The 24,449-nt window shown below is 72.9% G+C and carries 23 protein-coding genes and 2 tRNA genes; 15 read left to right on the top strand and 10 right to left on the bottom strand.

The window, feature by feature from the left end:
- The first annotated feature begins 11 nt into the window (after positions 1-11).
- Positions 12-380, top strand: coding sequence for a WhiB family transcriptional regulator (locus tag RND61_RS01675; RefSeq protein ID WP_168439505.1), 369 nt, complete (start codon positions 12-14; stop codon positions 378-380).
- On the top strand, positions 377-703 hold the full coding sequence (locus RND61_RS01670) for a hypothetical protein (protein WP_315875791.1): 327 nt from the start codon (positions 377-379) through the stop codon (positions 701-703). Before RND61_RS01675 ends, RND61_RS01670 begins: the two co-directional genes overlap by 4 nt.
- 436 nt (positions 704-1,139) lie before the next feature.
- On the opposite strand, the gene RND61_RS01665 is transcribed toward RND61_RS01670, so the two are convergent.
- Together RND61_RS01665 and RND61_RS01660 are read right to left on the bottom strand one after the other, a co-directional pair.
- Entirely contained in the window at positions 1,140-2,489 is a 1,350-nt protein-coding gene (locus RND61_RS01665) for an ABC1 kinase family protein (protein WP_315875790.1), read from the bottom strand.
- A 60-nt stretch (positions 2,490-2,549) separates the two neighbouring features.
- The gene (locus RND61_RS01660; RefSeq protein WP_315875789.1) at positions 2,550-3,788 is read right to left on the bottom strand and encodes a ThiF family adenylyltransferase; all 1,239 of its coding nucleotides are present in this window, start codon (positions 3,786-3,788) and stop codon (positions 2,550-2,552) included.
- A gap of 185 nt (positions 3,789-3,973) precedes the next feature.
- On the opposite strand from RND61_RS01660, the gene RND61_RS01655 reads away from it, so the two are divergent.
- The 4 genes from RND61_RS01655 (at position 3,974) to RND61_RS01640 (ending at position 7,837) form a co-directional block, all read left to right on the top strand.
- The gene (locus RND61_RS01655; protein ID WP_315875788.1) at positions 3,974-4,549 is read left to right on the top strand and encodes a M48 metallopeptidase family protein; all 576 of its coding nucleotides are present in this window, start codon (positions 3,974-3,976) and stop codon (positions 4,547-4,549) included.
- A 119-nt stretch (positions 4,550-4,668) separates the two neighbouring features.
- Positions 4,669-6,366, top strand: a complete 1,698-nt coding sequence (locus RND61_RS01650; RefSeq protein ID WP_315875787.1) for a TerD family protein — start codon at positions 4,669-4,671, stop codon at positions 6,364-6,366.
- Between the two features lie 13 nt (positions 6,367-6,379).
- Positions 6,380-7,060 carry an AIM24 family protein gene (locus RND61_RS01645; RefSeq protein WP_315875786.1) on the top strand — a complete coding sequence of 227 codons (681 nt, stop codon included), beginning with the start codon at positions 6,380-6,382 and terminating at the stop codon, positions 7,058-7,060.
- Between the two features lie 21 nt (positions 7,061-7,081).
- Positions 7,082-7,837: an AIM24 family protein gene (locus RND61_RS01640; protein WP_315875785.1), complete on the top strand. Its 756-nt coding sequence runs from the start codon at positions 7,082-7,084 to the stop codon at positions 7,835-7,837.
- 69 nt (positions 7,838-7,906) lie between these two features.
- Here the strand turns inward: RND61_RS01640 and RND61_RS01635 are convergent, their stop codons facing one another.
- Both RND61_RS01635 and RND61_RS01630 read right to left on the bottom strand, forming a co-directional pair.
- Positions 7,907-8,422: an NUDIX hydrolase gene (locus RND61_RS01635; protein WP_315875784.1), complete on the bottom strand. Its 516-nt coding sequence runs from the start codon at positions 8,420-8,422 to the stop codon at positions 7,907-7,909.
- Positions 8,419-9,804, bottom strand: coding sequence for a zinc-dependent metalloprotease (locus RND61_RS01630; protein WP_315875783.1), 1,386 nt, complete (start codon positions 9,802-9,804; stop codon positions 8,419-8,421). Before RND61_RS01630 ends, RND61_RS01635 begins: the two co-directional genes overlap by 4 nt.
- 191 nt (positions 9,805-9,995) lie before the next feature.
- On the opposite strand from RND61_RS01630, the gene RND61_RS01625 reads away from it, so the two are divergent.
- The 4 genes from RND61_RS01625 to RND61_RS01610 all read left to right on the top strand — a co-directional run bounded on the left by RND61_RS01625 (position 9,996) and on the right by RND61_RS01610 (position 13,133).
- The gene (locus RND61_RS01625; protein ID WP_315875781.1) at positions 9,996-11,105 is read left to right on the top strand and encodes an SDR family oxidoreductase; all 1,110 of its coding nucleotides are present in this window, start codon (positions 9,996-9,998) and stop codon (positions 11,103-11,105) included.
- Positions 11,106-11,230: 125 nt separating this feature from the next.
- Positions 11,231-11,692 carry a molybdenum cofactor biosynthesis protein MoaE gene (locus RND61_RS01620; protein ID WP_315875780.1) on the top strand — a complete coding sequence of 154 codons (462 nt, stop codon included), beginning with the start codon at positions 11,231-11,233 and terminating at the stop codon, positions 11,690-11,692.
- Between the two features lie 120 nt (positions 11,693-11,812).
- On the top strand, positions 11,813-11,974 hold the full coding sequence (locus RND61_RS01615; protein WP_315875779.1) for a hypothetical protein: 162 nt from the start codon (positions 11,813-11,815) through the stop codon (positions 11,972-11,974).
- Between the two features lie 70 nt (positions 11,975-12,044).
- Positions 12,045-13,133, top strand: coding sequence for a YlbL family protein (locus tag RND61_RS01610; protein WP_315875778.1), 1,089 nt, complete (start codon positions 12,045-12,047; stop codon positions 13,131-13,133).
- A 151-nt stretch (positions 13,134-13,284) separates the two neighbouring features.
- Here RND61_RS01610 and RND61_RS01605 read toward each other — a convergent pair whose 3' ends face one another.
- Positions 13,285-13,842 carry a PPA1309 family protein gene (locus RND61_RS01605; protein WP_315875777.1) on the bottom strand — a complete coding sequence of 186 codons (558 nt, stop codon included), beginning with the start codon at positions 13,840-13,842 and terminating at the stop codon, positions 13,285-13,287.
- A 150-nt stretch (positions 13,843-13,992) separates the two neighbouring features.
- Here RND61_RS01605 and RND61_RS01600 point away from each other — a divergent pair, with 150 nt between their 5' ends.
- From RND61_RS01600 to RND61_RS01585, 4 genes are all read left to right on the top strand, one after another.
- Positions 13,993-16,962 carry a UPF0182 family membrane protein gene (locus RND61_RS01600; RefSeq protein WP_315875883.1) on the top strand — a complete coding sequence of 990 codons (2,970 nt, stop codon included), beginning with the start codon at positions 13,993-13,995 and terminating at the stop codon, positions 16,960-16,962.
- 72 nt (positions 16,963-17,034) lie between these two features.
- Positions 17,035-17,108 (top strand) — tRNA-Met (locus RND61_RS01595).
- Positions 17,109-17,299: 191 nt separating this feature from the next.
- Positions 17,300-19,207 carry a tetratricopeptide repeat protein gene (locus RND61_RS01590; RefSeq protein WP_315875776.1) on the top strand — a complete coding sequence of 636 codons (1,908 nt, stop codon included), beginning with the start codon at positions 17,300-17,302 and terminating at the stop codon, positions 19,205-19,207.
- A 49-nt stretch (positions 19,208-19,256) separates the two neighbouring features.
- Positions 19,257-19,330, top strand: a tRNA-Met gene (locus RND61_RS01585).
- A 143-nt stretch (positions 19,331-19,473) separates the two neighbouring features.
- On the opposite strand, the gene RND61_RS01580 is transcribed toward RND61_RS01585, so the two are convergent.
- Positions 19,474-19,890 carry a Fur family transcriptional regulator gene (locus tag RND61_RS01580; RefSeq protein WP_315875775.1) on the bottom strand — a complete coding sequence of 139 codons (417 nt, stop codon included), beginning with the start codon at positions 19,888-19,890 and terminating at the stop codon, positions 19,474-19,476.
- 143 nt (positions 19,891-20,033) lie between these two features.
- On the opposite strand from RND61_RS01580, the gene RND61_RS01575 reads away from it, so the two are divergent.
- Complete coding sequence (locus tag RND61_RS01575; protein ID WP_315875774.1) at positions 20,034-21,485, top strand: catalase; 1,452 nt, start codon at positions 20,034-20,036, stop codon at positions 21,483-21,485.
- Between the two features lie 89 nt (positions 21,486-21,574).
- Here the strand turns inward: RND61_RS01575 and RND61_RS01570 are convergent, their stop codons facing one another.
- The 4 genes from RND61_RS01570 to rsgA all read right to left on the bottom strand — a co-directional run bounded on the left by RND61_RS01570 (position 21,575) and on the right by rsgA (position 24,445).
- Positions 21,575-21,982 (bottom strand): CBS domain-containing protein, encoded by a 408-nt coding sequence (locus RND61_RS01570; RefSeq protein ID WP_315875773.1) that lies wholly within the window; start codon positions 21,980-21,982, stop codon positions 21,575-21,577.
- 161 nt (positions 21,983-22,143) lie between these two features.
- Positions 22,144-22,947, bottom strand: coding sequence for a histidinol-phosphatase (gene hisN, locus RND61_RS01565; RefSeq protein WP_315875772.1), 804 nt, complete (start codon positions 22,945-22,947; stop codon positions 22,144-22,146).
- Between the two features lie 51 nt (positions 22,948-22,998).
- On the bottom strand, positions 22,999-23,322 hold the full coding sequence (locus tag RND61_RS01560) for a DMT family transporter (RefSeq protein WP_315875771.1): 324 nt from the start codon (positions 23,320-23,322) through the stop codon (positions 22,999-23,001).
- A 112-nt stretch (positions 23,323-23,434) separates the two neighbouring features.
- The gene (gene rsgA / locus RND61_RS01555) at positions 23,435-24,445 is read right to left on the bottom strand and encodes a ribosome small subunit-dependent GTPase A (protein ID WP_315875770.1); all 1,011 of its coding nucleotides are present in this window, start codon (positions 24,443-24,445) and stop codon (positions 23,435-23,437) included.
- Between the last annotated feature and the right edge of the window lie 4 nt (positions 24,446-24,449).

Below are 24,449 nucleotides of genomic sequence, written 5' to 3'. Positions count from 1 at the left end.
AAAACACCACCGTGCATCTCGAAGCGCACGCCCCGTCCGTACCGCCTTCCCAGACGCTCCCCCCGCCCGGTCTCACGGAGGACCACGACGTGACCGCCCTCACTGCGCTCACCGCGCTCGACGACGCCATCGAGAACCTCGGCGTACCCGTCCCCTGCCGCTCCTACGACCCGGAGGTCTTCTTCGCCGAGTCGCCGGCGGACGTCGAGTACGCCAAGTCCCTCTGCCGCACCTGTCCCCTCATGGCCGCCTGCCTGGCCGGTGCCAAGGAGCGGCGTGAGCCGTGGGGCGTCTGGGGCGGTGAGCTCTTCGTCCAGGGCGTGGTCGTCGCCCGCAAGCGGCCGCGTGGCCGCCCGCGCAAGAACCCGGTCACGGCATGAACACCATCGCCGGAACCATCGACCGCCCCCTCACGCACGACCCCCAGAAGCAGGCCCCGATGACCTCTTCCGCGAGCGAGCCCATGGGCTCCGCGACCCCTGACGTCACCACCCTCGGCGCGCACGCCTCGCGCCAGAACAGGACCCGAGAAATGCAACTCATCCCAGAAGCCCTGGCCCGTGCCCATATGCACGAGCGCCTCAGGCAAGCCGACGAGCAACGCACGGGCGCGCGTCTGATCGCCGCCCGCCGGATGCAGCGTCGCGCCGAACGCGCCTCGCTGCGTGCCCGCCGCGCGCTGGCCATGGCGGTCATGCAGTAACCAGCCGCGACGCACGGCGATCCCATGCTCTCCCCGCGGGGGCCGGTCCACCCGGACCGGCCCCCGCGGCGCGCTGCCCGGCATCCGCCCCACGGGGAAGCGGCCGTCCGGCGGCAGCCCGGCGCGTTTCCAGCGCTCGCGGGGTCGCGCGCGGAGCGCGGTGTGCTCACGCTGCGGCGCGACCGCCGACAGCCTCCCCGGCCCGGATCTGCCCCGTCGAGAACATCTGACACATCGGACAAGACGGATACGCCAGGCGCATCGGGTGCGTCGGGAACTGCGCCAAGCTCCCCCTGTTCCGTGTGCCCCGTGCCCGCGGCCACCTCCGGACCGTCGAGAGCGGACCCGCCTCCGTCCGGTGGCGACGCCCCGCCCCGTCAGCCGGGCCCCATCGGCCAGGTCCTGCCCGGACAGGTCCCGTCGGGCCGCCCGCCCGTCAGGCCGGCTCCTCCAGCGGCTCTTCCGGCAGGAACCCCGGCAGCCACTCCTCCAGCTCGTCCCGCAGCCGCACCGACGCGTTCAGCTGGCACAGCACCCCGATCGTGCTCAGCGTCACCCGGTGGATCAGCAGATACGCGGGCGGGAGGTTCAGCTGCTTCCCCAACTGGTGGGCGGGGGACCGGGGATCGGCTATTCGCGCCGCCTGCGTACGGATCCACTCCCGCGTGAACAGGAACTCGTCGGCGTCGGCGGGCTCGATGATCGGCAGCAGGTAGTCCAGCACCGCGTCCGGGTCGAGCTCGATCGACTCCTTCACGAACCCCGCGTCGCACAGCAGCTCGTAGACCGTCTCCGCCTCACCCTCCAGGGCCATCCGCAGACAGAGGCCGATCGTCTCCGGCAGCCCGCCGGGCAGCCGGTCCACCGTGCCGAAGTCCAGCACGCCGAGCCGAGGCTCACCGCCGTCCTCACCCGGCAGCAGACGGAAGTTGCCCGGGTGCGGATCGGCGTGCAGCAGCCCCGTCCGCGCCGGCCCCGAGAACAGGAACCGCGCCAGCAACTGGCCCGCCCGGTCCCGCTCCTCCGGCGTGCCGTCCGCTATGACCTCCGACAGCGGCACCCCGTCGATCCACTCCGTCACCAGCACCTGGTCGGACTGGTGCACCACGTCGGGGACCACCACGTCGGGGTCGTCGGCGAACTCGGCGGCGTGCTCCTGCTGCGCCCGCGCCTCCAGCTCGTAGTCCAGCTCCTCCGACACCCGGTCGCGCATCTCGGCGATCAGCGGCTTGATGTCCATCCCCGGTACCAGCGGCCCCAGCAGCCGGGCGAACCGGCTCAGCTGTGTCAGGTCCGACAGCAGCGCCTCACCCGCCCCCGGGTACTGCACCTTCACCGCGACCCGGCGTCCGTCGTGCCACACCGCCCGGTGCACCTGCCCGATCGACGCCGCCGCGGCCGGCTTGTCGTCGAACTCCAGGAACAGCTCCCGCCACTCGGCCCCCAGGCGCTCGGCGAGCACCCCGTGCACCGTGCGCGTCGGCATCGGCGGCGCCGCCTCCTGAAGCTTCGTCAACGCCGCTCGGTACGGCCCGGCGACCTCCTCCGGCAGCGCCGACTCGAAGACGGACAGCGCCTGGCCGAGCTTCATGGCACCGCCCTTCAGCTCGCCCAGCACCTTGAACAACTGGTCCGCCGTGCGCTGTTGCAGCTCGCGTGCCACGATCTCGGCGGACTTTCCCCCGATCCGCTTGCCGAGCCCCCACGTGGCCCGTCCCGCGAAGCCCAGTGGCAGCGCGGCCAACTTGGCGGTACGGGTGACCGCCTTCCGGGGAAGATCAGACATACGCCCCTCCAAAACCCAGATTGCCGTGCCGCGTTGCCTGACACGCGCCGCCGACGGCGGTTACCCCGCCATTGTGTCCTGCCCGGCCCGGACTCCCGAGGCCCGCTCCCGATCCGCCTGATCCTCCTCCCACCCGGCCTGATCCTCCTCCCACCCGGTCCGCTCCTCCGCCCCGCACGGGCACTCCCCGTGCGGCCGCACCCGCAGCGCACGCCACTCCAGCAGCGGTGACGACACCTCCCACCGGACGCCCGCGCTCGCCGGCACGCCCCCGTCGAGGAACGCCAGCGCGTGCGCCGCGGTCAGCCCGGCCACCGCAGCCGTCAGCCCCACGTCACCGGTCGGCACGGCGCCGCTCCGGCGGCCCGACCGCCACTGCGCCATCAACCGGGGCCACGCGGGATCGGCGTCCACCCGACCCAGTTCCACGCACCGCGCGCACGCCGACTCCCCGGGCAGCACCAGCGGGCCCACCACACCCGTGGCCTCCAGCACCCCCGCGAACAGGTGCGGCGTCCCCGTGCCCACCCACGCGTCGGCCGTCACCGGATCCGGGGCGTACGCCGCGAGACCGTCCCGCGGCGCGACGACCACCAGAGACAACGCGGGCTCCGGCCCGCCACCCCCACCGGTCCCGGCAACGCCACCGGCCGCACCGCCCCCACCGACTGCACCGCCCCCACCGGCCGCACGGGCCGGACGGCCGCCCGGTGCCGACCGCGCCACCAGCCGCCGGGCCGCCACGTCTCGCCGCTCCCCGACCGACTCGGGCGGCAGCCCGCCCGGCGCTACGTCCCACGGCTCCACCCGCCCCCCGTCCAGCACGTCCACCCGGCCCACGCCCGCCGCCGACAGCAGCGCCGCGATCGTCGACCCGACCCGGCCCGCGCCCCGGACCTGCACCCGCGTACCGCTGCGCGCCGCCAGCCGCCGCAAGGGCTCGCCCGGTCCCCGGTGCACCACCGACAGCGACCCGAGATCGGCGCGCAGCCGGTCCAGCACCTCCGCCTCCCGTCGCACCGCGTCCGCCGCCCGGCCGCCCGCCGCCGTGTCCTCCAGCAACCCGGCCCGCGCCAGCCGGTTCAGCAGCGCCTCCAGCCAGCCGTCCGGCACCCCGAGCCCGCGGGCCTCCTCCCGCAGCCGCGCGACACCGCGCGTCCCGTCCAGCAGCTCCAGCAGGCTCCCGGTCGTCGTGTCCACCGGGCCCACCACGACCGCGTGCGCGGGCGCCACCCCGAACTGCACGTACTGAAGATCACGCCAGGCGCGCCGCAGCGCCGGCCTCACCATCGGATACACGTCCGCCCCCCATCACCGGTCACGGGGACAGCATCCCGCCGACGCCGCCGCCCTGCGGAGCGCCGTCCACAGGGTCGGGTATCTCGTCATACAAATGGCGCGGCCTGTGGAGGGACGGGAGGGACGGGAGGCACACGAAGCCTTCCGGTGCAGACTTCCCCCGGGCGGGCGGGTACGGTCGGTGCGTGCCCGCCGACCCGCAGCCCAGTCCGACCAGCGAACCGCTCCGCGCCGAGCGGGCGCCCGCCGTCGAGGTGCGCAGGAGCTCCCGGCGCCGCCGAACCGTCTCCGCCCACCGGGAGGGCGACCGGGTCGTCGTGCTGATCCCCGCCCGGATGTCGCAGGCGGAGGAGCGGCGCTGGGTCGACACGATGCTGGACAAGCTCGCCGCCCAGGAGAGCCGGCGCCGCCCCGGCGACTCCGAGCTGGCCGAGCGCGCCGAGCGGCTGTCCGCCCAGTACCTCGGAGGCCGTGCGCGGCCGGCGTCCGTGCGCTGGGTCACCAACCAGAACACCCGCTGGGGCTCCTGCACCCCCGCCGAGGGCAGCATCCGCCTGTCGCACCGGCTCCAGGGCATGCCCGAGTACGTCGTCGACTACGTCCTCCTGCACGAGCTGGCGCATCTGCTCGTCCCCGGGCACGGGCCCCGGTTCTGGCGACTCCTGGAGCCGTACCCCCGCACGGAACGCGCGCGCGGGTACCTGGAGGGCGTGGTCGCCGCCGGCCGGCTGCCCCACCCGCCCCGCCCGTCCGGCGACTGACGTTCACCGATCCTGTACCGAGTCCGTACCGAGCCGGTCGCCGTCGTGGTCCCCTGTCGTACCCAGCCGTTAGCCTGGCGCGACGCACACCAATCCGGGATGGGGGACGGTCGTCACGCATGGCCAGGGAATTCCAACGGGGCCACAAGGCCCGGATCAGCGATCTTACCGCCGGGACCGATCTGTACGTCGGCGTGCAGATCGCGGGCCCCGGACTGACCTTCGACATCAGTTGCTTCGGCCTCGACACCGACGAGCGGCTCTCCGACGACCGGTACTTCGTCTTCTTCAACCAGCCGAAGTCCCCCGAGGAGTCCATCCAGCTGCTCGGCGCGCAGGCCGGTGACACCGAGTCCTTCCGTGTCACGCTCGACCGCGTCCCCGAAGCGATCCACAAGCTGTCCTTCACGGCGACGATCGACGGCGCGGGCCAGATGTCGCAGATCGGTCCCGGGTACATCCGGATCGTCGCGGGCGGCGAGGAGGTCGCGCGCTACGCGTTCGGCGGCGCCGAGTTCAGCACCGAGCGCGCGGTCATGCTGGGGGACTTCTACCGCAAGGACGGCTGGCGCTTCGCCGCGGTCGGCCAGGGCTTCGACGGGGGCCTGGAAGCGCTGCTGAGGAACTTCGGCGGTGAGGTGCTGGAGGAGGAGCAGCCGCAGCAGGCGCCCCAGCCCCAGCAGCAGGCGGTCCCGGGCTTCGCGCCCCCGGTCGCCGGCCCTGCCCCGGCCCGGCCCGCGCCCGCCTTCGCCGCCCCGCCCGCTCCGGCTCCGACCTCGCCGGCCCCGGCACCCGCCTCCACGCAGCAGCAGCCACAGCAGCCGCTGCACGCCGCGCCCACCATGGCGGCTCCCCTGGCCCCGCCGGCCGCCCCCGCCCCGCAGGCTCCTGTCCCGCACGAGCCCGCCCCGCAAGCACCCACGTCGCCCCCGACCCCGTACGGCCACCCGCAGCACCCGCAGCCCCCGGCGCCCTACGGCCACGTACCGGGCCAGACCCCGCCGCACGGCGCACCCGCCCCGTACAGCCAGCCCGCGCCCGCCCCGTACGGCCAGCAGCCACCCGCGGGCACGCCCCCCACGGGCATGCCGCACGGTGTCCCGCAGGGTCCCCCGCACGGTGTCCCGCAGGGTCCCCCGCCCGGCATCCCGCAGGGCGCCGGACTCGCCGCCGCGCTCCAGAAGTACCGCGAGACGCCCACGGGGCAGCGCTGGGCTTCGCAGAACGCGCAGCTCATACGGGTCGACCTGGCCATGGACCAGACCCCGGTGCTCGCCCGCCAGGGCAGCATGGTCATGTACCAGGGCAAGGTCGACTTCAGCTACAAGGGCGCCGGTTTCGCCGGCCGCATCGTCGGCAACGCCACCGGTCAGGAGATGCAGCTGATGCGCTGCACCGGCCGCGGCCAGGTCTTCCTCGCCGAGAACAGCGCCCAGCTGCACCCCATCGAGCTCCAGGGCGACGGGATCTGCGTCTCCGCCGAGCACGTCCTCGCGTTCGACGAGTCGCTGCACCACGAGGTCCGCCGCATCGAGGGCCACGGCATCCCCGGCGGCGCGCTGTTCACGATGCTGTTCCACGGCACCGGCACGGTCGTCGTGAAGACGCGGGGCATCCCGGTCGTCCTGCCGGTCACGCCGACCACGTTCGCCGACTGCAACGCCGTCGTGGCCTGGTCGGCCGCCTCCCAGGTGGTCCTCTCCAGCCAGGTCCGGCTGCGCCGCAACGCCTACCCGGGACACAGCGGCGAGACCGTGAACCTCCAGTTCCGGGGCGCCCCCGGCAACTTCGTCGTCGTCCAGCCCTACGAGGTCTGAGGGAGCCCGAAGAATGAACCAGCAGCTCGCGGGCTACGCCCCGACCGCGACCGCGGCCCGCATGGAGAACCACGGCAACGCCATGCTGAAGGTCGCCATGGCCACCGGCCAGGACCTGTTCGCCCGCACCGGATCCGTCGTCGCGTACGAGGGCTTCATCCAGTACGAGCCGAACCCGCCCGCCGTGCGTCAGATCGCCTCCTCCTGGGTCACCGGCGAGGGCGCGCCCCTGATGAAGTGCTCCGGCGACGGCCTGCTGTACCTTGCCGACTACGGCGCCGACGTGGTCGTCGTCCACCTCGACAACGACGCCCTGTCCGTCAACGGCACCAACGTGCTGGCCTTCGACGCGCACCTCCAGTGGGGCGTCGAGCGGGTCAAGGGCATGGCGAAGTTCGCCGGCCAGGGGCTGTGGAACGTGCGGATCGCCGGCACCGGCTGGGTCGCGCTCACCTCGCGCGGCACGCCGGTCGTCGTCGACTGCGGTCGCGGCGACGACGAGACGTACGTCGACCCGGACGCGCTCGTCGCCTGGTCGCCGGCCCTGAAGGTGAAGGGGAAGCGCAGCTTCAAGGCGTCCTCCCTGATCGGGCGGGGCAGCGGCGAGGCGTACCAGATGGCCTTCTCGGGCCAGGGCATCGTCGTCGTACAGCCGAGCGAGGACAGTACCGACCGCCTGCGGATCCGGAACTGAGCCGGGGGAGCGAAACAGATCATGCATAGCCCGCTTTTCAGCTACGCGGAACAGCAGAGCCAGGACCGGTACACCGTGCAGAACCCGCAGCTCCTGCGGGTCGCCCTCACCGGTCACGACGACGTCCTCGCCCGCAAGGGCGCCATGGTGGCGTACCAGGGGCTGATGGACTTCGACGGGGAGTACCAGAACCAGAACCAGCGCACGGCCCGCGCCAACACCGGCGAGGGGCTCGACCTGATGCGCTGTTCCGGCCAGGGCACCGTCTACCTCGCCAACCTGGCGCAGCACATCCACGTCGTGGAGGTCGACCAGGACGGGCTGACGGTGGACAGCGCCTACGTGCTGGCCCTCGACTCGTCGCTGCACACCGAGGTCATCGCCGTGGACAGCCAGTACGGCATCTCCGGCTCCGGCAAGTACCAGCTGAACGTCTCCGGTCGCGGCCAGGTCGCCCTCATGACCTCCGGCCAGCCGCTGATGCTCCGGGTCACCCCGGACACGTACGTCAACGTCGACGCGGACGCGATCGTCGCCTGGTCGTCGTCGCTGCGCGTGCAGATGCAGGCGCAGACCCACTCGTCGAACATCCGCCGGCGCCGCGGCGACACGGGGGAGGGCTGGGAGCTGAACTTCCTCGGCCAGGGCTTCGCCCTCGTCCAGCCCAGCGAGGTCATGCCGCCGCAGGGCGCCCGGATCGGGCAGGGCGTCGCCGCCCAGTTCGGCGTCGGTCAGCACGGCGCGCACGGGCAGAACCAGAACAACGCCTGGAACTGAACGCGTGGGGGCGGCCCGCCGCGACGGGCCGCCCCCACACCTCCTCCCGCGACGGCGGGCCGCCTCCGGCTACAGGCGCGCCAGGGTCTGCTCCACCAGCCCGGCCACCGACCCGTCGGCCACGCCCGCCACGTCGTCGTACGCGAACCAGCGCAGGTCCAGCGACTCGTCGCTGATCGCCTCCACCGCGCCCGGCGGCGCCACCGCCGCGTACTGCACGTCCAGGTGCCAGGCACAGGGCGTGGAGTGCCGGTCCAGCCGCACCGGGCCGCCCGGCAGCAGCGTCAGGCCCGGGATGCCGGACTCCTCGGTCGCCTCGCGGAGCGCGGCCTCGGCCATCGTGCGGTCGCCGGGCTCGCAGTGGCCGCCCATCTGGAGCCACATGCGCAGCTTCCTGTGCAGGGTCAGCAGCACCCGGCCGCGCTCCGGGTCCACCACCAGCGCGCTGGCCGTGAGGTGCCCGGCCGCGCAGGACCTCCACATCGCGTCCTCGTACGCCGAGAGGTGGTCCAGATACGTGCGGCGCAGTTCTTCCTGGTCCCCGTACTCCTTCAGTACGAGGACGGCGTCAGCGTGCAGGCTCACTTGTCGGTGTCGTCCTTGCCGTCCTCGTCGGAACGGTCGGCGGCCTCACCGAGCATCTTGTCCCAGTCGGAGAAGTCCATCTGCTCGCGGTGGACGAAACCGTCCGGGTCGTCCAGGTCCGTGGCCGTGGGCAGCATGTCCGGGTGCGCCCACAGGGCGTCCCGGCCGTCGACGCCGCGCGCGTCGGTGAGCGAGGCCCACAGCCGCGAGGCGTCCCGCAGGCGGCGGGGCCGCAGCTGCAGACCGATCAGCGTCGCGAAGGTCTGCTCGGCGGGGCCGCCCGAGGCGCGGCGCCGGCGCAGCGTCTCCCGCAGCGCGCCGGCCGAGGTCAGCCGGGAGCCGGCCGCCGCGTGCACCACCGCGTCCACCCAGCCCTCGACCAGCGCGAGCGCCGTCTCCAGCCGGGCCAGGGCCGCCTTCTGCTCGGCCGTCTCCTCCGGCTGGAACATGCCCTGCTGCAGCGCCTCCTGGAGCTGCTCGGGGTTGGCCGGGTCGAGCTGCGCGACCGCGTCCTCCAGCTTGGACGTGTCGACCTTGATCCCGCGCGCGTAGCCCTCGACCGCGCCGAACAGGTGCGAGCGCAGCCACGGCACGTGGGCGAAGAGACGCTGGTGGGCCGCCTCGCGCAGCGCCAGGTACAGCCGCACCTCGTCCAGCGGGACGCTCAGGTCACGGCCGAACGCCGTCACGTTCAGCGGCAGCAGCGCGGCCTTCCCCGAAGGACCGAGCGGCAGCCCGATGTCCGTCGAACCGACCACCTCTCCGGCCAGCGTGCCCACGGCGTGGCCGATCTGCTGGCCGAACATGGCGCCGCCCATGGAGCGCATCATGCCGATCAGCGGGCCCGCCATGGCCTGCATCTCCTGCGGCAGCACGTCGCCCATGGCCGTGCCGACGCGCTCCGCGACCGGGTCGACGAGCTGCTGCCACGCGGGCAGCGTCGCCTCGACCCACTCCGCGCGCGACCAGGCGACCGCGGTGGTCGACCCGGACGGCAGGGACGTCACGTCGTCCAGCCACAGGTCGGCGAGGCGCACGGCGTCCTCGACGGCCTTCCGCTCGGCGGGGCCCACGCTGGCGTCCTTCGTGCCGTCCGGGGTGCCCTGGGAGACGGTCTGGCGGGCGATCTGCTTGGCCATGTCCCAGTTCACGGGACCGCCCTCGTAGCTCAGCATCTGGCCGAGCTGCTGGAAGGCCGCGCCCAGGTCGGCCGGGTTGAAGGACCCGAACATCGCGGCGAACGGGTTGTCCGCGCCGCCCTGGCCGCCGGGCAGCCCGCCGAACCCGAACGGGTTGGCACCACCCTCGGGCTTCTTCTTGCCCTCGTCGCCGTCGTCCGGCTCCTCCGGCGGAAGGCCGAATCCGAATGGGGTGTCGCTCACGGGTTTCCTCGGCTCGTTGGGCCGCCGGCCTCGCGCCGACGGCGGTTGCCCGACATCACACCCAGCGTAGACATCCCGGCCGGGTACGGGGCTCGGTGCTCCGCCCGCGCACCGGCTGCGGCAGGATGGACGCCACCTGGTGCGCACGCCTTGTCCGCGTACGTACTGAAGACAACCGCTGGAGACGCCTGGTGAGTTCCCCAGATCCGCAGGTTCGCGCAGCGCGAAACCGTTCAACCCCCTCCGCCGCCCGGGGCCCCGTCGTCGCGGTCACCGGCGCCGCGTCCGGTGTCGGGGCCCTGCTGACCCGGCGCCTCGCCGCGTCCGAGGAGATCAAGCAGGTCGTCGCGATCGACGAGCGCCGCGGCGAGGTGTCCGAGGCGCTGTGGCACGTCCTGGACGTACGGGACCCGGCCATCGCCGAGAAGCTGCGCGGCGCGGACGTCGTGGTGCACCTGGCGCTCGACCTCGACCTGGAGACCGACCCCGCCGCCCGAACGGCGTACAACGTACGCGGTACGCAGACGGTGCTCACGGCCGCCGCGGCGGCGGGGGTCCGCCGCGTCGTCCTGTGCACTTCCGCCATGGTGTACGGCGCCCTGCCCGACAACGACATCCCGCTCTCCGAGGACGCCGAGCTGCGGGCCACCGCGGAGGCGACCGGGGTGGGCGACCTGCTGGAGATCGAGCGCCTCGCGCGCCGGGCGCCCCGCGCCCACCCGGGGCTCAACGTCACCGTCGTACGCCCCGCCACCCTCGTCGGGGGCACCGACACCGCCCTGACGCGCTACTTCGAGTCGCCGCGGCTGCTGGTCGTCGCCGGGTCGCGGCCGGCCTGGCAGTTCTGCCACGTCGAGGACCTGGTGAGCGCGCTGGAGTACGCGGCGCTGGAGAAGGCCGACGGGGAGTTCGCGGTCGGCTGCGACGGGTGGCTGGAGCAGGAGGAGGTCGAGGAGCTCAGCGGCATCCGGCGGATGGAGCTGCCGTCCGCCGTCGCGCTGGGTGCGGCGGCCCGGCTGCACCGCATCGGCCTCACCCCGTCACCGGCCGGCGACCTGGCGTACACGATGCACCCGTGGGTGGTGAGCGTCGGCCGGCTCCACGACGCCGGCTGGCGGCCCGCCTGGACCAACGAGGAGGTGCTGGCCGCGCTCCTGGAGGAGGTCGCCGGCCGCCGCACCGTCGCCGGCCGCCGCCTCGGCCGCAAGGACGCCACGGCCGCGGGTGCGGCGGGCGCCACGGTGGCCCTCCTCGGCACGGCCGCCCTCGTCCGCCGGGCCCGCCGCCGCCGGGGCCTGTGACCCCGGGCCCGCCGCCGGGGCCCGTGACCCCGGGCAGGGGCCTGTAGGAGGCTCCAAAGCGGCGGGGGTGTCCGCCGGGCGAACGGGCAATTCCGCGGAGCGGGGGCGTGCGGCACGATGGGGGCATGGCTTCCCTCCACGACCACCCCGGTGAGCGCGCCGCCGAAGAACCGATCCGGCTGCTGGCGATCCGTGACACGCCGCTCTCCCTCGACGAGGTGTTCCGGGCCGTCGGCGACGACGCCGCCGGCGGCACCGCCCTCTTCGTCGGGACCGTGCGCGACCACGACGGCGGCGCCGACGTGGACGCGCTCGGCTACTCCAGCCACCCCACGGCCGAGGCCGAGCTGCGGCGGGTGGCGGAGAAGGTGGTCGCGGACTTCCCCGTACGCGCCCTCGCCGCCGTCCACCGGGTGGGTGACCTGGTGGTCGGCGACCTCGCGGTGGTCGTCGCCGTGGCGTGCCCGCACCGCGCGGAGGCGTTCGCGGCGTGCCGGAAGCTGATCGACGACCTCAAGCACGAGGTCCCGATCTGGAAGCACCAGCGCTTCTCCGACGGCACCGAGGAGTGGGTCGGCTCCTGCTGACCGGCCCCCCGACGCCGCCCCACCGCCCGATTTGCGTAACCCCCTCCCCGGCAGCAGCGTTGAAAGGAAAGCTGGTTAATCTGCTGATCATCCAGTCGCTTTCACTTTGGGGAGGTCGCGATGGCAGCACTCGCCTGGTTGCTGATTCCGCTGTCGGCTGCCGTCGGCGCCGCGATATGGGGAGGCTGGGCCGCGCGGAGCCGTACCACCGAGGACATAGCCGAGCTGGACGGCTACGCGCGTTTCCGCGACGCGATGGACAGGGCCCGCTCCCGCGGCTGATCCATCCGACGATCACCCCGGACGGCGGCCCCGAGGGTGCACGGGCGGACGGGTCCCGTACTGTCGTTCCATGCCACGCCGCACCGTGACGATGCTCGCCGCCACCCTCGCCCTCATCGCGCTGCTCTGCGCGGGAGTGCTCATCCCGGTGCCCTACTCCGAAATGAGCCCGGGGCCGACGGTCAACACCCTGGGCGACTCCGGCGGCGAACCGGTGCTCCAGGTCTCCGGCCACGAGACGTACCCCACTTCCGGCCACCTCAACATGACGACCGTCAGGGTCACCGGAGCGGAGTACCGGATGAACCTCGTGGAGGCCGTCGCCGGGTGGCTCGCCCACGACAGCGTCGTCGTCCCGCACGACACGCTCTACCCGGACGGCAAGACCGAGGAGCAGTCGACGCAGGAGAACGCCGAGGAGTTCAGCCAGTCCCAGGAGAGCGCCCGTGTCGCCGCGCTCCGGCAACTGGGCCTCCCCGTGGCGTCCCGCGTGGTCGTCTCGTCCGTCCAGAAGGACAGCCCCGCCGAGGGCAGGCTGCACGCCGGCGACGTGATCAAGGAGGTCGACGGCACGCCCGTACGGGAGCCCAAGGACGTGGCGGCGATCGTCACCAAGCGGCGGCCCGGCAAGCCGGTCGACTTCACCATCGTCCCGGCCAAGGACGCCGCCGCGGCGGAGAAGGCCCGCCGCGAGCCGACCACCACCGAGGAGATCACCGTCACCACCAGGCGGGCGGACGACGCGGACCGGGCCGTCGTCGGCATCCAGGCCGGCACGGACCACACGTTCCCGTTCCAGATCGACATCAAGCTCGAGGACGTGGGCGGGCCGAGCGCCGGCCTGATGTTCGCCCTCGGCATCGTCGACAAGCTGACCCCCGGCGCCCTGACGGGCGGCCGCTTCGTCGCCGGGACGGGAACCATCGACGAGACCGGCAAGGTCGGCCCGATCGGCGGCATCCAGATGAAGCTGGTGGGCGCGCGCGACGCCGGGGCGACGTACTTCCTGACCCCCGCCGCCAACTGCCCGGCCGCCGCGTCGGACGTCCCGGACGGGCTGACGCTGATCAAGGTCGACACGATCGCGGACGCGGTGAAGTCGCTGGAGAAGGTGCGCGAGGGCGACACCGCGGGCCTCCCCGGCTGCTCACGGAGCTGACCGACCGGGGGAAGCCTCCCGCGGCCCCCTTTCCCGGCCCGCGGCCGTACCCCGGCCACCGCTCCCGGCCCGCGCCGGAAGCGGGCCTGACCGGCCCACGCCGGAAGCGGGCCGGGAGCGGTCCGCACCGGAAGCGGGCCGGGCCGGGCGGTCAGCCCTCGAACGTGGCGGACAGCGCCTCCGCCAGCCCCGGCACCAGGTCCGAGCCGGTCAGGACCTCCGTGGGGGAGTCCTTCTCGCGGAGCCGGATCGCCGACTCGCGCGCGCCGCTGCGCAGGACGGCCACGGTCATCCGCACCTCCTGCCGGTCCGGGTGGGCCGCGACCCACTTCGCCAGCGCCGCCTCGTCGAGCCCGTCCGGCACGGACCCCTCGGCGGACGGCGGGAGCATCAGCCGCTCCACGGTCAGCGCGCACCCGGCGACCGCATCGGGCCAGGCGACCGTCGCGAGGAACTCGTCGAGCGGGGCCCCGGTCGGCAGCTCGTCCTGCTCGATCGGGGTGAGCGGCGCGGCGGCCTCGTCGGCGTCGAGCCCCAGCTGGGCGGCCAGCTCCGGCTCGTCGGCGCGCAGCCGCGCCGTGTCGACGAGGGCGAACAGGCGGGCCGGCTGGTCCCAGCCGAGCCCCGAGGCGTACTCGTCGATTTCGAGGACCGCGCGTGTGAGCGGACCGGCGGCCATCGGAGGGCCGGAGGGAGAAACATTGGACATGGTCAATATCCTGCCTCTTCTCGACCCGAAGACGGGAACCAGGTAAAGCTTCAGTAAGTTGCATCAGTGGGGCCCGCGGAAAACCGGGGCCACAGCACCACACAGGCAACACACGACCGCGAACTCGAGGGGCGCACGTTGGCTTTCCAGATGCCGGACCGCGGCGGAGGCCCGACCGGGCCACGGATCAGAGTCGGCCGGCCGTCCCGGCGGGCCCGCACCCTGCTCATGACGCTGGGGGTGCTGGCCGTCCTGGCCATGCTCTTCGTCATGTTCGCCGGGTTCTGGACGGACTGGCTCTGGTACAGGTCCGTCGCGTACTCGTCCGTCTTCACCACCACGCTGTGGACCAAGGTCGGCATGTTCGCCGTCTTCGGTCTGCTGATGGCCCTCGCCGTCGGGCTGAACGTCTGGCTCGCGCACCGGCTGCGGCCGCCGCTGAGCGCGATGTCGCTGGAGCAGCAGAGCCTCGACCGGTACCGCATGGGCGTGGCCCCCTACAAGAAGTGGGTGCTCCTCGGGATCACGGCGCTCGTCGGCCTGATCGCCGGCGCGTCCGCCTCCGGCCAGTGGCGCACCTGGCTCATGTGGGTGAACGGCGTGCGCTTCGGCGAGAAGGACCCGCAGTTCGGCATGGACGTCGCGTTCTACGCGTTCGACCTGCCCTGGTACCGGTTCCTGCTCGGCTTCGGCTTCGCGGCCACGGTGCTGTCCCTGATCGCCGCCACCCTCACGCACTACCTGTACGGCGGGCTGCGCGTCACCAGCCCGGGCGCGCGCGCCACGGCCGCGGCCACGGGCCACCTGTCGGTGCTGCTCGGCGTCTTCGTGTCGCTGAAGGCCGTCGCGTACTGGCTCGACCGGTACGGCCTGGCGGTGAAGTCCAGCGACTTCAAGGCGGCGGGCAACTGGACGGGCCTGCGGTACGTCGACGCCAACGCCTACCTGCCGGCGAAGACGATCCTCTTCTGCATCGCGGTCATCTGCGCCCTGCTCTTCTTCGCGACGCTGTGGCGCCGCACGTGGCAGTTGCCGGTCATCGGCTTCGGCCTGATGGTCCTGTCGGCGATCCTGATCGGCGGCCTCTACCCGGCGATCGTGCAGAAGTTCCAGGTCCAGCCGAACGAGCAGGCCAAGGAAGCGCCGTACATCAAGAAGAACATCGAGGCGACGCGCAAGGCGTACGCGATCGACACGACGGTCCCCGAGAACTACACGGGCAAGGCGACCGTCAAGTCGAAGGAGCAACTGCGCAAGGACTCGGACGCCGCGGCCAGCTATCGGCTCGTCGACCCGAACATCGTCTCGCCGACGTTCCAGCAACTGGAGCAGAAGCGGAAGTACTACCAGTTCCCCGTCACGCTCGACGTCGACCGGTACGAGGGCAAGGACACCGTCGTCGGTCTGCGCGAGCTCAACATCAAGGGCATCCCGAAGCGGAACTGGATCAACGACCACTTCACCTACACCCACGGCTACGGCGCGATCATGGCCACGGGCACGTCGGTGGACACCACGGGCTCCCCGATCTTCACCGAGAGCGGCCTGCCGACCTCCGGCCAGATGCCCAAGTACGAGCAGCGGATCTACTACGGCGAGAAGACCGAGCAGTACTCGATCGTCGGCGGCCCGCAGAAGGAGCTCGACTACGAGGCGAACGGCGAGCGGACCACCAGCTACCGCGGCGACAGCGGCGTCAGCCTGTCCAACGCCTTCAACCGCGCCGCGTACGCCGTGGCCTTCAGCGAGCCGCAGATCCTGTACTCGGGCGCCATCGGCGAGGGCTCGCACATCCTGTACAACCGCACGCCCAAGCAGCGCGTGGAGGCGGTCGCCCCGTGGCTGACCATCGACGGCGACGCCTACCCGGCGGTCGTCGACGGCCGCATCCAGTGGATCGTCGACGCCTACACGACGACCAACGGCTACCCGTACGCGTCGCGCACGACCCTCGGTGACACCACCGCGGACTCGCTGACCGCCGGGAACCAGACCCGCACGGTCGTCGCCCAGCAGAACCAGGTCAACTACATCCGCAACTCGGTGAAGGCCACCGTCGACGCGTACGACGGCTCGGTGAAGCTGTACCAGTGGGACACCAAGGACCCGGTCCTGAAGACCTGGATGAAGGCGTTCCCCGGCACGGTGCTGCCCAAGAGCGCCATCAAGGACGACCTGAAGTCCCACCTGCGGTACCCGCAGGACATGTTCAAGGTCCAGCGCGAACTGCTGACCCGGTACCACGTGCGCGACGCCGCCCAGTTCTACAGCGGCTCCGACGCCTGGCAGGTGCCGGCCGACCCGACGAAGAAGGACGGCAACGCGGTCCCGCCGTACTACCTGAGCCTGAAGATGCCCGGGGACACGCAGCAGCGGTTCTCGCTGACGACGACGTTCACGCCGAACGGGCGACCCAACCTGGGCGCGTTCATGGCCGTCGACGCCGATGCGAACAGCAAGGACTACGGCCGCATAAGGCTGCTGAGGGTCACGTCCGAAGTGCCGGGCCCCGCCCAGGTGCAGAGCAAGCTCAACAGCCTCCCCGACGTGGCGACGTTCGTCCGCGACATGAAGGGCGCCGACTCGGAGATCGAGTACGGCAACCTGCTCACCGTGCCGCTGGACGGCGGGTTCCTGTACGTCGAGCCGGTCTACGCCCAGGGCCGCAGCGCGCTCTACCCGCTGCTGAAGAAGGTGGCGGTGTCGTACATCGACGCGAGCAAGCCGGAGGGCGACGCCACGAAGGACACCACGAGGTTCGAGGACAGCCTCGGGGCCGCGCTCAACGCGGTGTTCGGCGTGGAGGGCGAGACGCCCACCACACCGCCGCCGTCGACGAACCCGCAGCAGCCGCGCCCGCCGGCCACCGGCGAGGCCGCGCTCAAGCAGGCCATCGAGGACGCCCAGAAGGCGTTCACGGACGGCGAGGCGGCGCTCAAGAGGGGCGACTGGGAGGCGTACGGCAAGGCCCAGCAGGAGCTCGCGGAGGCGCTTCGGCGCGCCGCCGACGCCGACGCCCAGCGCAAGGGCACCGACCAGAAGCCGTCCCAGGGCTCGACCGCCCGCGGCGGCACCGCCCAGGGCGCCGCCCGGAGCGGCAGTACCGGCAGTACCGGCTGACCGGCCGCGGCCCCCGCCGAGGGGGCCGCGCAACGCCCCTCCCGCGCCGTGATACGGTGGAACACACAACGGCGCGGGGTGGAGCAGCTCGGTAGCTCGCTGGGCTCATAACCCAGAGGTCGCAGGTTCAAATCCTGTCCCCGCTACTGAAAGCCAGGGCCCGGATCCTTCGAGGATCCGGGCCCTGGTCATGTGTGCGGCCCGAAAGTCGTGTCCGGCGGGGGAGTTGGCGTGTGACGTGTTTGACTTATCTCTCTGTGGGCATGTCGACAAAACGCTGAAGTGACCTCACTGGGTGCGATATACCAGGTGTAGGCGGGTTGCGGGTGGTGCGACGATGGTACGTATGGGGGACAGGGCGGCGCTATTGGAGACTGGGCGGTTCGAGCGACGGCACGCCGGAGGGACCGGGGAGGCGATCGACCACGCCGACGCCGCACCGGAGGCCGCGGGGGGATGGAGCGCCGCCGCGATGGACGCCGCGATGGACTTCGCGGAGGCCACCGCCGACACCGTCGAGTCCGAGGCGCGGCACCGCCGTGCCGCCGACGGCGGGGACACCGCGTCGATGAGCGTCCTCGGTGCCATGCTGCTGCGCCGCGGCGACCTGGACGGCGCCGAGCCCTACCTGCGCGCCGCCACCGCGGCCGGCGACCGCGCCGCCGCCAACAACCTGGGTGTCCTCCTCCACCAGCGCGGCTACCCCGACGAGGCCGCCGGCTGGTGGCGCGTCGCCGCCGTCGCCGGTTCCGCCGCCGCGGCCCACGCCCTCGGCCGCCACCACCGGGAGCGCGGCGACGAGCCCGCCGCCGAGTACTGGCTGCGCCAGTCCGCCGAGCAGGGCCACGCCCTCGGCGCGTACGCCCTGGCCGACCTCATGGAGCACCGCGGCGACGCCGGCTCCGAGCGCTGGCTGCGCGTCGCCGCCGAGCAGGGCCACCGCGAGGCCGCGTACCGGCTCGCCCGCGCCCTGGAGCGGCAGGCCGACCGGCGCGGGACCGACCCCCGTACGGGTGAGGCCGGGGCGGCCGGCGACACCGCCGACAGCGTCGAGCAGTGGTACCGGCAGGCCGCCGCGCGCGGCCACCGCAGGGCCGCGCTGCACCTCGGCGCGATCCTGGAGAAGCGCGGCGAGGTGAAGGAGGCCGGCCGCTGGTACCTGACGGCCGCGAAGGACGGCGAGCCGCGCGCCGCCTGCGCCCTCGGGTTCCTGCTGCGCGACGCGGGCGACGAGGAGAGCGCCGCCGTGTGGTGGCTGCGCGCCGCCCAGGACGGCGACGGCAACGCCGCCAACGCGCTGGGCGCCCTGCACGCCGCCCGCGGCGAGTACCAGACCGCCGAGCGCTGGTACCGCGCCGCCACGGACGCGGGAGACGTGAACGGCGCCTACAACCTCGGGCTGCTGTTCGCCGCCCAGGGCCGCACCGCCCAGGCCGAGCAGTGGTACCGGCGCGCCGCGTACGCCGGCCACCGCGAGGCGGCGAACGCCCTGGCGATCCTCCTGCTCCAGGCGGGCGACCCGCACGGGGCGGAGCCGTGGTTCTCCAAGGCCGCCGAGGCGGGCAGCGTCGACGCCGCGTTCAACCTCGGCATCCTCTACGCCGGCCGCGACGACGACCGTACGGCGCTGAGCTGGTACGAGCGGGCCGCGGCGGCCGGGCACACGGAGGCCGCCCTCCAGGTCGGCATGGCCCGGCTCCGCGACGGCGACGAGCGGGAGGCCGAGCGGCACCTGCGGTGCGCCGCCGGCGGCGGCAGCGCCGAGGCGGCGTTCCGGCTGGCCACCGTCCTCGACGCGCGGCAGCCGCCGCCCGAGCCGCACACGCTCGGCCAGCCCCGGGCGCCGAAGACCGAGTGCGAGGAGTGGTACGAGCGGGCCGCCGAGCAGGGCCACCGCCGCGCCCAGGTGCGGGTCGGGATGCTCGCCGCCGCGCGCGGCGACGTGGTGGAGGCGGCCCGCTGGTACCGGGAGGCCGCCGAGGCCGGCAGCCGCAACGGCGCGTTCAACCTGGGGCTGCTGCTCGCCCGCGACGGCAACGAGCGGGAGGCCGCCCTGTGGTGGAGCCGCGCCGCCCGGGCCGGCCACGGGCGGGCCGCGCTGCGCCTGGCGCTGCTCGCCGCCCGGCGCGGCGAGCTGGCCGAGGGGCGGCGGTGGTGCGCCCGCGCCGTGGACCTCGGACCCGCCGAGGTCGCCGAGCGGGCGGCCCGGCTGAGCGAGGCCCTGCACCAGGAGCTGACGGCGTAGTGATGGATTTGCGCTGGTCCACGGCGTCCCGTAAGGTGGTGTTCACCGACGCGGGGTGGAGCAGCTCGGTAGCTCGCTGGGCTCATAACCCAGAGGTCGCAGGTTCAAATCCTGTCCCCGCTACTGAAACCGAAGGCCGGATCTCTCAGATCCGGCCTTCGGTGTTTTCGCGTTCCCGTACGTGAGGAGGGGGCCCGTGGGGTCCCGGGACGGCAAAGGGCCCCCGGCGCGGCGCGCGCCGGGGGCCCTCGGGCCGTCTTCGCTGGTCAGGCGCCCGCGCAGGGCGGGCACAGGCCGCGGTAGGTGACCTCCACGTCGGAGATCGTGAAGCCGAAGCGCTCCGAGTCCGGGAGGTCCGACAGGGGGTTGCCCGTCGGGTGGACGTCGCGGATGGCGCCGCAGCGCGCGCAGACCAGGTGGTGGTGGGGGCGGTGCGCGTTCGGGTCGTACCGCTTGGCGCGGCGGTCCGTGGACACCTCGAGGATCTCGCCCAGGCTGACCAGCTCGCCCAACGTGTTGTACACGGTCGCGCGGGAGATCTCGGGCAGTCGCTCGGCCGCGCGGGCGTGGACCTCGTCGGCGGTCAGGTGGACGTGATCTCCGTCGAGGACCTCGGCCACGACGCGGCGCTGCGCGGTCATCCGCCAGCCGCGGCCGCGCAGGCGTTCCAACAGGTCACTCATGCAGTTCAGCCTAACAGGCGGGGGACTCAGTCCCGAACGGGTGTTGGTTTGGAAGCGGGCTTGACTTAGACAATGTCCATTGTAGGATCGGGAACGGCTTTGGCCAAGGGACAGGATTTGTTGCTGACACGCAGGAGGCGCACGTGACGCAGGGACCGCTCACCACGGAGGCCGGCGCGCCGGTCGCCGACAACCAGAACAGCGAGACCGCGGGCATCGGCGGCCCGGTTCTGGTCCAGGACCAGCTCCTGCTGGAGAAGCTCGCGCACTTCAACCGCGAGCGCATCCCGGAGCGCGTGGTCCACGCGCGCGGTGCGGGCGCCTACGGCACGTTCACCGTGACCGCCGACGTGACGCCCTACACCCGGGCGAAGTTCCTCTCCGAGATAGGCAAGGAGACCGAGGTCTTCCTGCGCTTCTCGACCGTCGCGGGCAACCTCGGCGCGGCGGACGCGGTGCGCGACCCGCGCGGCTTCGCGCTGAAGTTCTACACCGAGGAGGGCAACTACGACCTCGTCGGCAACAACACCCCGGTGTTCTTCATCAAGGACGCCATCAAGTTCCCCGACTTCATCCACACCCAGAAGCGCGACCCGTACACGGGCTCGCAGGAGGCGGACAACGTCTGGGACTTCTGGAGCCTGTCGCCCGAGTCCACGCACCAGGTGACGTGGCTGTTCGGCGACCGCGGCATCCCGGCCAGCTACCGCCACATGGACGGCTTCGGCTCGCACACGTACCAGTGGAACAACGAGGCCGGCGAGGTCTTCTGGGTCAAGTACCACTTCAAGACCGACCAGGGCATCAAGAACCTCACGCAGGCCGAGGCCAACAAGCTCGCCGGTGAGGACCCCGACTCCCACCAGCGCGACCTGCGCCAGGCGATCGAGCGCGGCGAGTACCCGACGTGGACCGTGGGCGTGCAGATCATGCCGGCCGCCGACGCCGCGACGTACCGCTTCAACCCGTTCGACCTGACCAAGGTGTGGCCGCACGCCGACTACCCGGTCATCGAGTTCGGCAAGCTGGAGCTGAACCGCAACCCGGAGAACATCTTCGCCGAGGTCGAGCAGTCGATCTTCTCCCCGGCGCACTTCGTGCCCGGCATCGGCCCGTCGCCCGACAAGATGCTCCAGGGCCGCCTCTTCGCGTACGGCGACGCCCACCGCTACCGCGTCGGCATCAACGCCGACCACCTGCCGGTGAACCGCCCGCACGCCACCGAGGCGCGCACCAACAGCCGGGACGGCTACCTGTACGACGGCCGCCACAAGGGCGCCAAGAACTACGAGCCGAACAGCTTCGGCGGCCCGCACCAGATCGACCGCCCGCTGTGGCAGCCGGTCCCGGTGACCGGTGTGACCGGCGACCACCCGGCGCCCGTCCACGCCGAGGACAACGACTTCGTCCAGGCCGGCAACCTCTACCGGCTGATGACGGAGGAGGAGAAGAGCCGTCTGATCGAGAACCTGGCCGGCTCGATCTCCCAGGTGTCGCGCGAGGACATCGTCGACCGCGCCATCAACAACTTCCGTCAGGCCGACGGAGACTTCGGCAAGCGGCTGGAGGCCGCGGTCCAGGCCCTGCGCGGCTGACAGCACTGGACCGCTTGTCGTGGGCGGAGGGCCGGTTCCCCGTGGGGGAGCCGGCCCTCCCGCGTGTCCGGCCGCGTGCGGGTCCGCGGTCAGCCCGCCGCCGGCAGCACCGTCGCGCCCCGGCGCCCCGAGGTCCAGCAGCGGAGGACGTCACGGACGGAGACGACCCCGACCGGGCCGTGCCCGTCGAGGACGACCAGGTGCCGGAAGCCGCCGTGGGCCATCGCCTCGGCCGCCTCCTCCAGCGCCCAGCCCGGCGCCGCGAACACGACGTCGGCGGCGGTGTGCGCCCCGGCGGTCTCCAGGTCGGGGTCCTGCCCGGCGCCCAGGGAGTCGAGGATGTCGCGCTCGGTGAGGATGCCGGGGCGGTGGGTGTCGTGGTCGAGGACGACGGCCGAGCCGACGCGGCGCAACGACATCAACGTCGCCGCCTGGCGCAGGGTGTGGTTGGGGCCGATGGTGAGGACCAGGGAGCTCATGGCGTCGCGGACGAGCATGGGGGAGCCACCTCCTTGGGGAACCCCTCCGCGAGAAGGGGTTCACAAGCGCACAAGATGGGCGGCTCTCAGCGTGGCAGCGCGGCACGGGCACGACAAGGCCACTGGCGAGACCTCGACAAGGGCCCGCCGGGAGCCGGTGGCGCCCCGCCCGGGCCCGCTCAGCCCCGCGGGCCCAGGTACCCCAGCAGCTCGCCGTGGAGCAGGCCGTTGGAGGCCGCCGCGTTGCCGCTGTACGGGCCCTCCCGGCCGTCCAGCCCGGTGAACGTGCCGCCGGCCTCCTGGACCACGATCGCGTTCGCCGCCATGTCCCACAGCGACAGCTCCGGCTCGGCGCAGAGGTCCACCGCGCCCTCCGCGACCATCATGTACGGCCAGAAGTCGCCGTACGCGCGCGTGCGCCAGCACGCCCGCGACAGGTCCAGGAAGCCTTCCAGACGGCCCAGTTCCTCCCAGCCGGTCAGCGACGAGTACGCGAACGAGGCGTCCGCCAGCTTTGCCACCCCCGACACCCGGATGCGCGTCGCCGACTCCAGGTCGCGGCCCGTGTACGCGCCCCGGCCCTTCGCCGCCCACCAGCGGCGCCCCAGCGCCGGGGCCGACACGACGCCGACCACCGGCCGGTGGCCTCCGTCGCCGTCGTCCTCCATCAGCGCGATCAGCGTGGCCCAGACGGGCACTCCGCGCACGTAGTTCTTGGTGCCGTCGATCGGGTCGACGACCCAGCGGCGCGGACCGGTGCCCTCCACGCCGTACTCCTCGCCGAGGATCGCGTCGTGCGGACGCTCCCGCTGGAGGAGGCCGCGGATCAGCTCCTCGGCGGCCCGGTCCGCCTCGCTGACCGGCGTCATGTCCGGCTTCGTCTCCACCTTGAGGTCCAGGGCCTTGAACCGGTCCATCGTGGCGGCGTCCGCGGCGTCCGCCAGTACGTGGGCGAGGCGCAGGTCATCGTGGTAGTCGGCCATGCGCCCGACTCTATCCCGCGCCCCCGGGGGCGGTGCGCGACGGCGGCGGGCTCAGTGCGACGACCCCGACAACTGGAGTCCGATGACGCCGACGATCACCAGCGTGATCGAGACGATCTTCAGCGTCGACACGAGGTCCCCGAGGAACACCATCCCGTAGACCGCCGTGCCCGCCGCGCCGATCCCCGTCCACACCGCGTACGCCGGCCCGATGTCCAGCTTCCGCAGCGACAGGGTCAGCAGCCCGAAGCTGCCCAGCGCGAACGCCGCGAACGCGACCGTCGGCCACAGCCGCGTGAAGCCGTGCGACAGTTTCAGGCAGACCGCGAAGCCCGTCTCCAGAAGGCCGGCGACCACCACCAGCAGCCACGCCATCGTCCGTGCCTCCCACGCCCTCGCCGCCGGGAGGTGAGGGTGCCGTCCCGTTCGCGCCGTGCTCGGTACGATTATGCCTTTGTCCACCTCAAAGCTGGCGAAAACGGGCGAATCAGTCGCCCTCGCGTCGCTCCCGCGTCGACAGCAGGCGCCGCAGCGAGTAGAGCCGCGCCTTGTCCGCGTGCCCCTCCTCGACCCACGCGTCCAGCGCGCAGTCCGGCTCGTCGTGGCTGCACGCGCGCGGGCAGCCCGCCGTGCCCGGCTCCAGGTCCGGGAACGCGTGGATCACGCGCGACGGGTCGACGTGGTTCAGCCCGAACGACCGCACCCCCGGCGTGTCGATCACCCAGCCCCCGGCGCCCGCCAGCGGCAGCGCCAGCGCCGACGTCGTCGTGTGCCGACCGCGCCCCGTCACCGCGTTGACGTGGCCCGTCGACCGCCGCCGGTCCTCCGGCACCAGCGCGTTCACCAGCGTCGTCTTGCCCACGCCCGAGTGCCCCACGAACGCCGTGGTGCGGCCCGCCAGCTGCTCCCGCACCCGGTCGGCGGCGCCCCCGTCGGACAGCTCCTCGCGGTTCGTCACGACGTACGGGATGTCCAGCGCGCCGTACAGCTCCAGCAGCTTCTCGGGCGGGGCCAGGTCCGACTTGGTCAGCACCAGCAGCGGCTCCAGGCCGCCGTCGAACGCCGCGACCAGGCACCGGTCGATCAGCCGCGGCCGGGGCTCCGGGTCCGCGAGGGCCGTCACGATGGCCAACTGGTCGGCGTTGGCCACCACCACCCGCTCGTACGGGTCGTCGTCGTCCGCCGTGCGGCGCAGCACCGACGCGCGCTCCCCGATCCGTACGATCCGGGCCAGCGTGTCCTTGTTCCCCGACAGGTCGCCGACGATCGAGACCCGGTCGCCGACCACCGCCGCCTTGCGGCCCAGCTCCCGCGCCTTCATGGCCGTGATCGTGCGGTCCTCCACGAGGCAGGTGATCCGGCCGCGGTCCACGGTGAGGACCATGCCCTCCGCGGCGTCCTCGTGCTTGGGGCGGATGCTGGTGCGGGGGCGGTTCCCCTTGCGGTTGGGACGGACGCGGACGTCGTCCTCGTCGGCGTTCTTGCCGTAGCGGCGCATGTCG

Origin of the sequence: Streptomyces tamarix (assembly GCF_032423885.1) — a bacterium.
Taxonomy (GTDB): Bacteria; Actinomycetota; Actinomycetes; order Streptomycetales; family Streptomycetaceae; genus Streptomyces; species Streptomyces tamarix.
Note: the sequence above shows the minus strand (reverse complement) of the source record. Positions and strands in the feature narration are given on the sequence as shown.

What these genes read in the sequence shown, in the direction of transcription:
- RND61_RS01665 (WP_315875790.1), bottom strand. Translation starts at nt 2,489, where the DNA reads ATGTCTGATCTTCCCCGGAAGGCGGTCACCCGTACCGCCAAGTTGGCC.
- RND61_RS01615 (WP_315875779.1), top strand. Translation starts at nt 11,813, where the DNA reads ATGGCAGCACTCGCCTGGTTGCTGATTCCGCTGTCGGCTGCCGTCGGC.
- RND61_RS01670 (WP_315875791.1), top strand. Translation starts at nt 377, where the DNA reads ATGAACACCATCGCCGGAACCATCGACCGCCCCCTCACGCACGACCCC.
- RND61_RS01590 (WP_315875776.1), top strand. Translation starts at nt 17,300, where the DNA reads ATGGTACGTATGGGGGACAGGGCGGCGCTATTGGAGACTGGGCGGTTC.
- hisN (WP_315875772.1), bottom strand. Translation starts at nt 22,947, where the DNA reads ATGGCCGACTACCACGATGACCTGCGCCTCGCCCACGTACTGGCGGAC.
- RND61_RS01650 (WP_315875787.1), top strand. Translation starts at nt 4,669, where the DNA reads ATGGCCAGGGAATTCCAACGGGGCCACAAGGCCCGGATCAGCGATCTT.
- RND61_RS01620 (WP_315875780.1), top strand. Translation starts at nt 11,231, where the DNA reads ATGGCTTCCCTCCACGACCACCCCGGTGAGCGCGCCGCCGAAGAACCG.
- RND61_RS01645 (WP_315875786.1), top strand. Translation starts at nt 6,380, where the DNA reads ATGAACCAGCAGCTCGCGGGCTACGCCCCGACCGCGACCGCGGCCCGC.
- RND61_RS01640 (WP_315875785.1), top strand. Translation starts at nt 7,082, where the DNA reads ATGCATAGCCCGCTTTTCAGCTACGCGGAACAGCAGAGCCAGGACCGG.
- RND61_RS01560 (WP_315875771.1), bottom strand. Translation starts at nt 23,322, where the DNA reads ATGGCGTGGCTGCTGGTGGTGGTCGCCGGCCTTCTGGAGACGGGCTTC.
- RND61_RS01610 (WP_315875778.1), top strand. Translation starts at nt 12,045, where the DNA reads ATGCCACGCCGCACCGTGACGATGCTCGCCGCCACCCTCGCCCTCATC.
- rsgA (WP_315875770.1), bottom strand. Translation starts at nt 24,445, where the DNA reads ATGCGCCGCTACGGCAAGAACGCCGACGAGGACGACGTCCGCGTCCGT.
- RND61_RS01580 (WP_315875775.1), bottom strand. Translation starts at nt 19,890, where the DNA reads ATGAGTGACCTGTTGGAACGCCTGCGCGGCCGCGGCTGGCGGATGACC.
- RND61_RS01600 (WP_315875883.1), top strand. Translation starts at nt 13,993, where the DNA reads ATGCCGGACCGCGGCGGAGGCCCGACCGGGCCACGGATCAGAGTCGGC.
- RND61_RS01605 (WP_315875777.1), bottom strand. Translation starts at nt 13,842, where the DNA reads ATGTCCAATGTTTCTCCCTCCGGCCCTCCGATGGCCGCCGGTCCGCTC.
- RND61_RS01570 (WP_315875773.1), bottom strand. Translation starts at nt 21,982, where the DNA reads ATGCTCGTCCGCGACGCCATGAGCTCCCTGGTCCTCACCATCGGCCCC.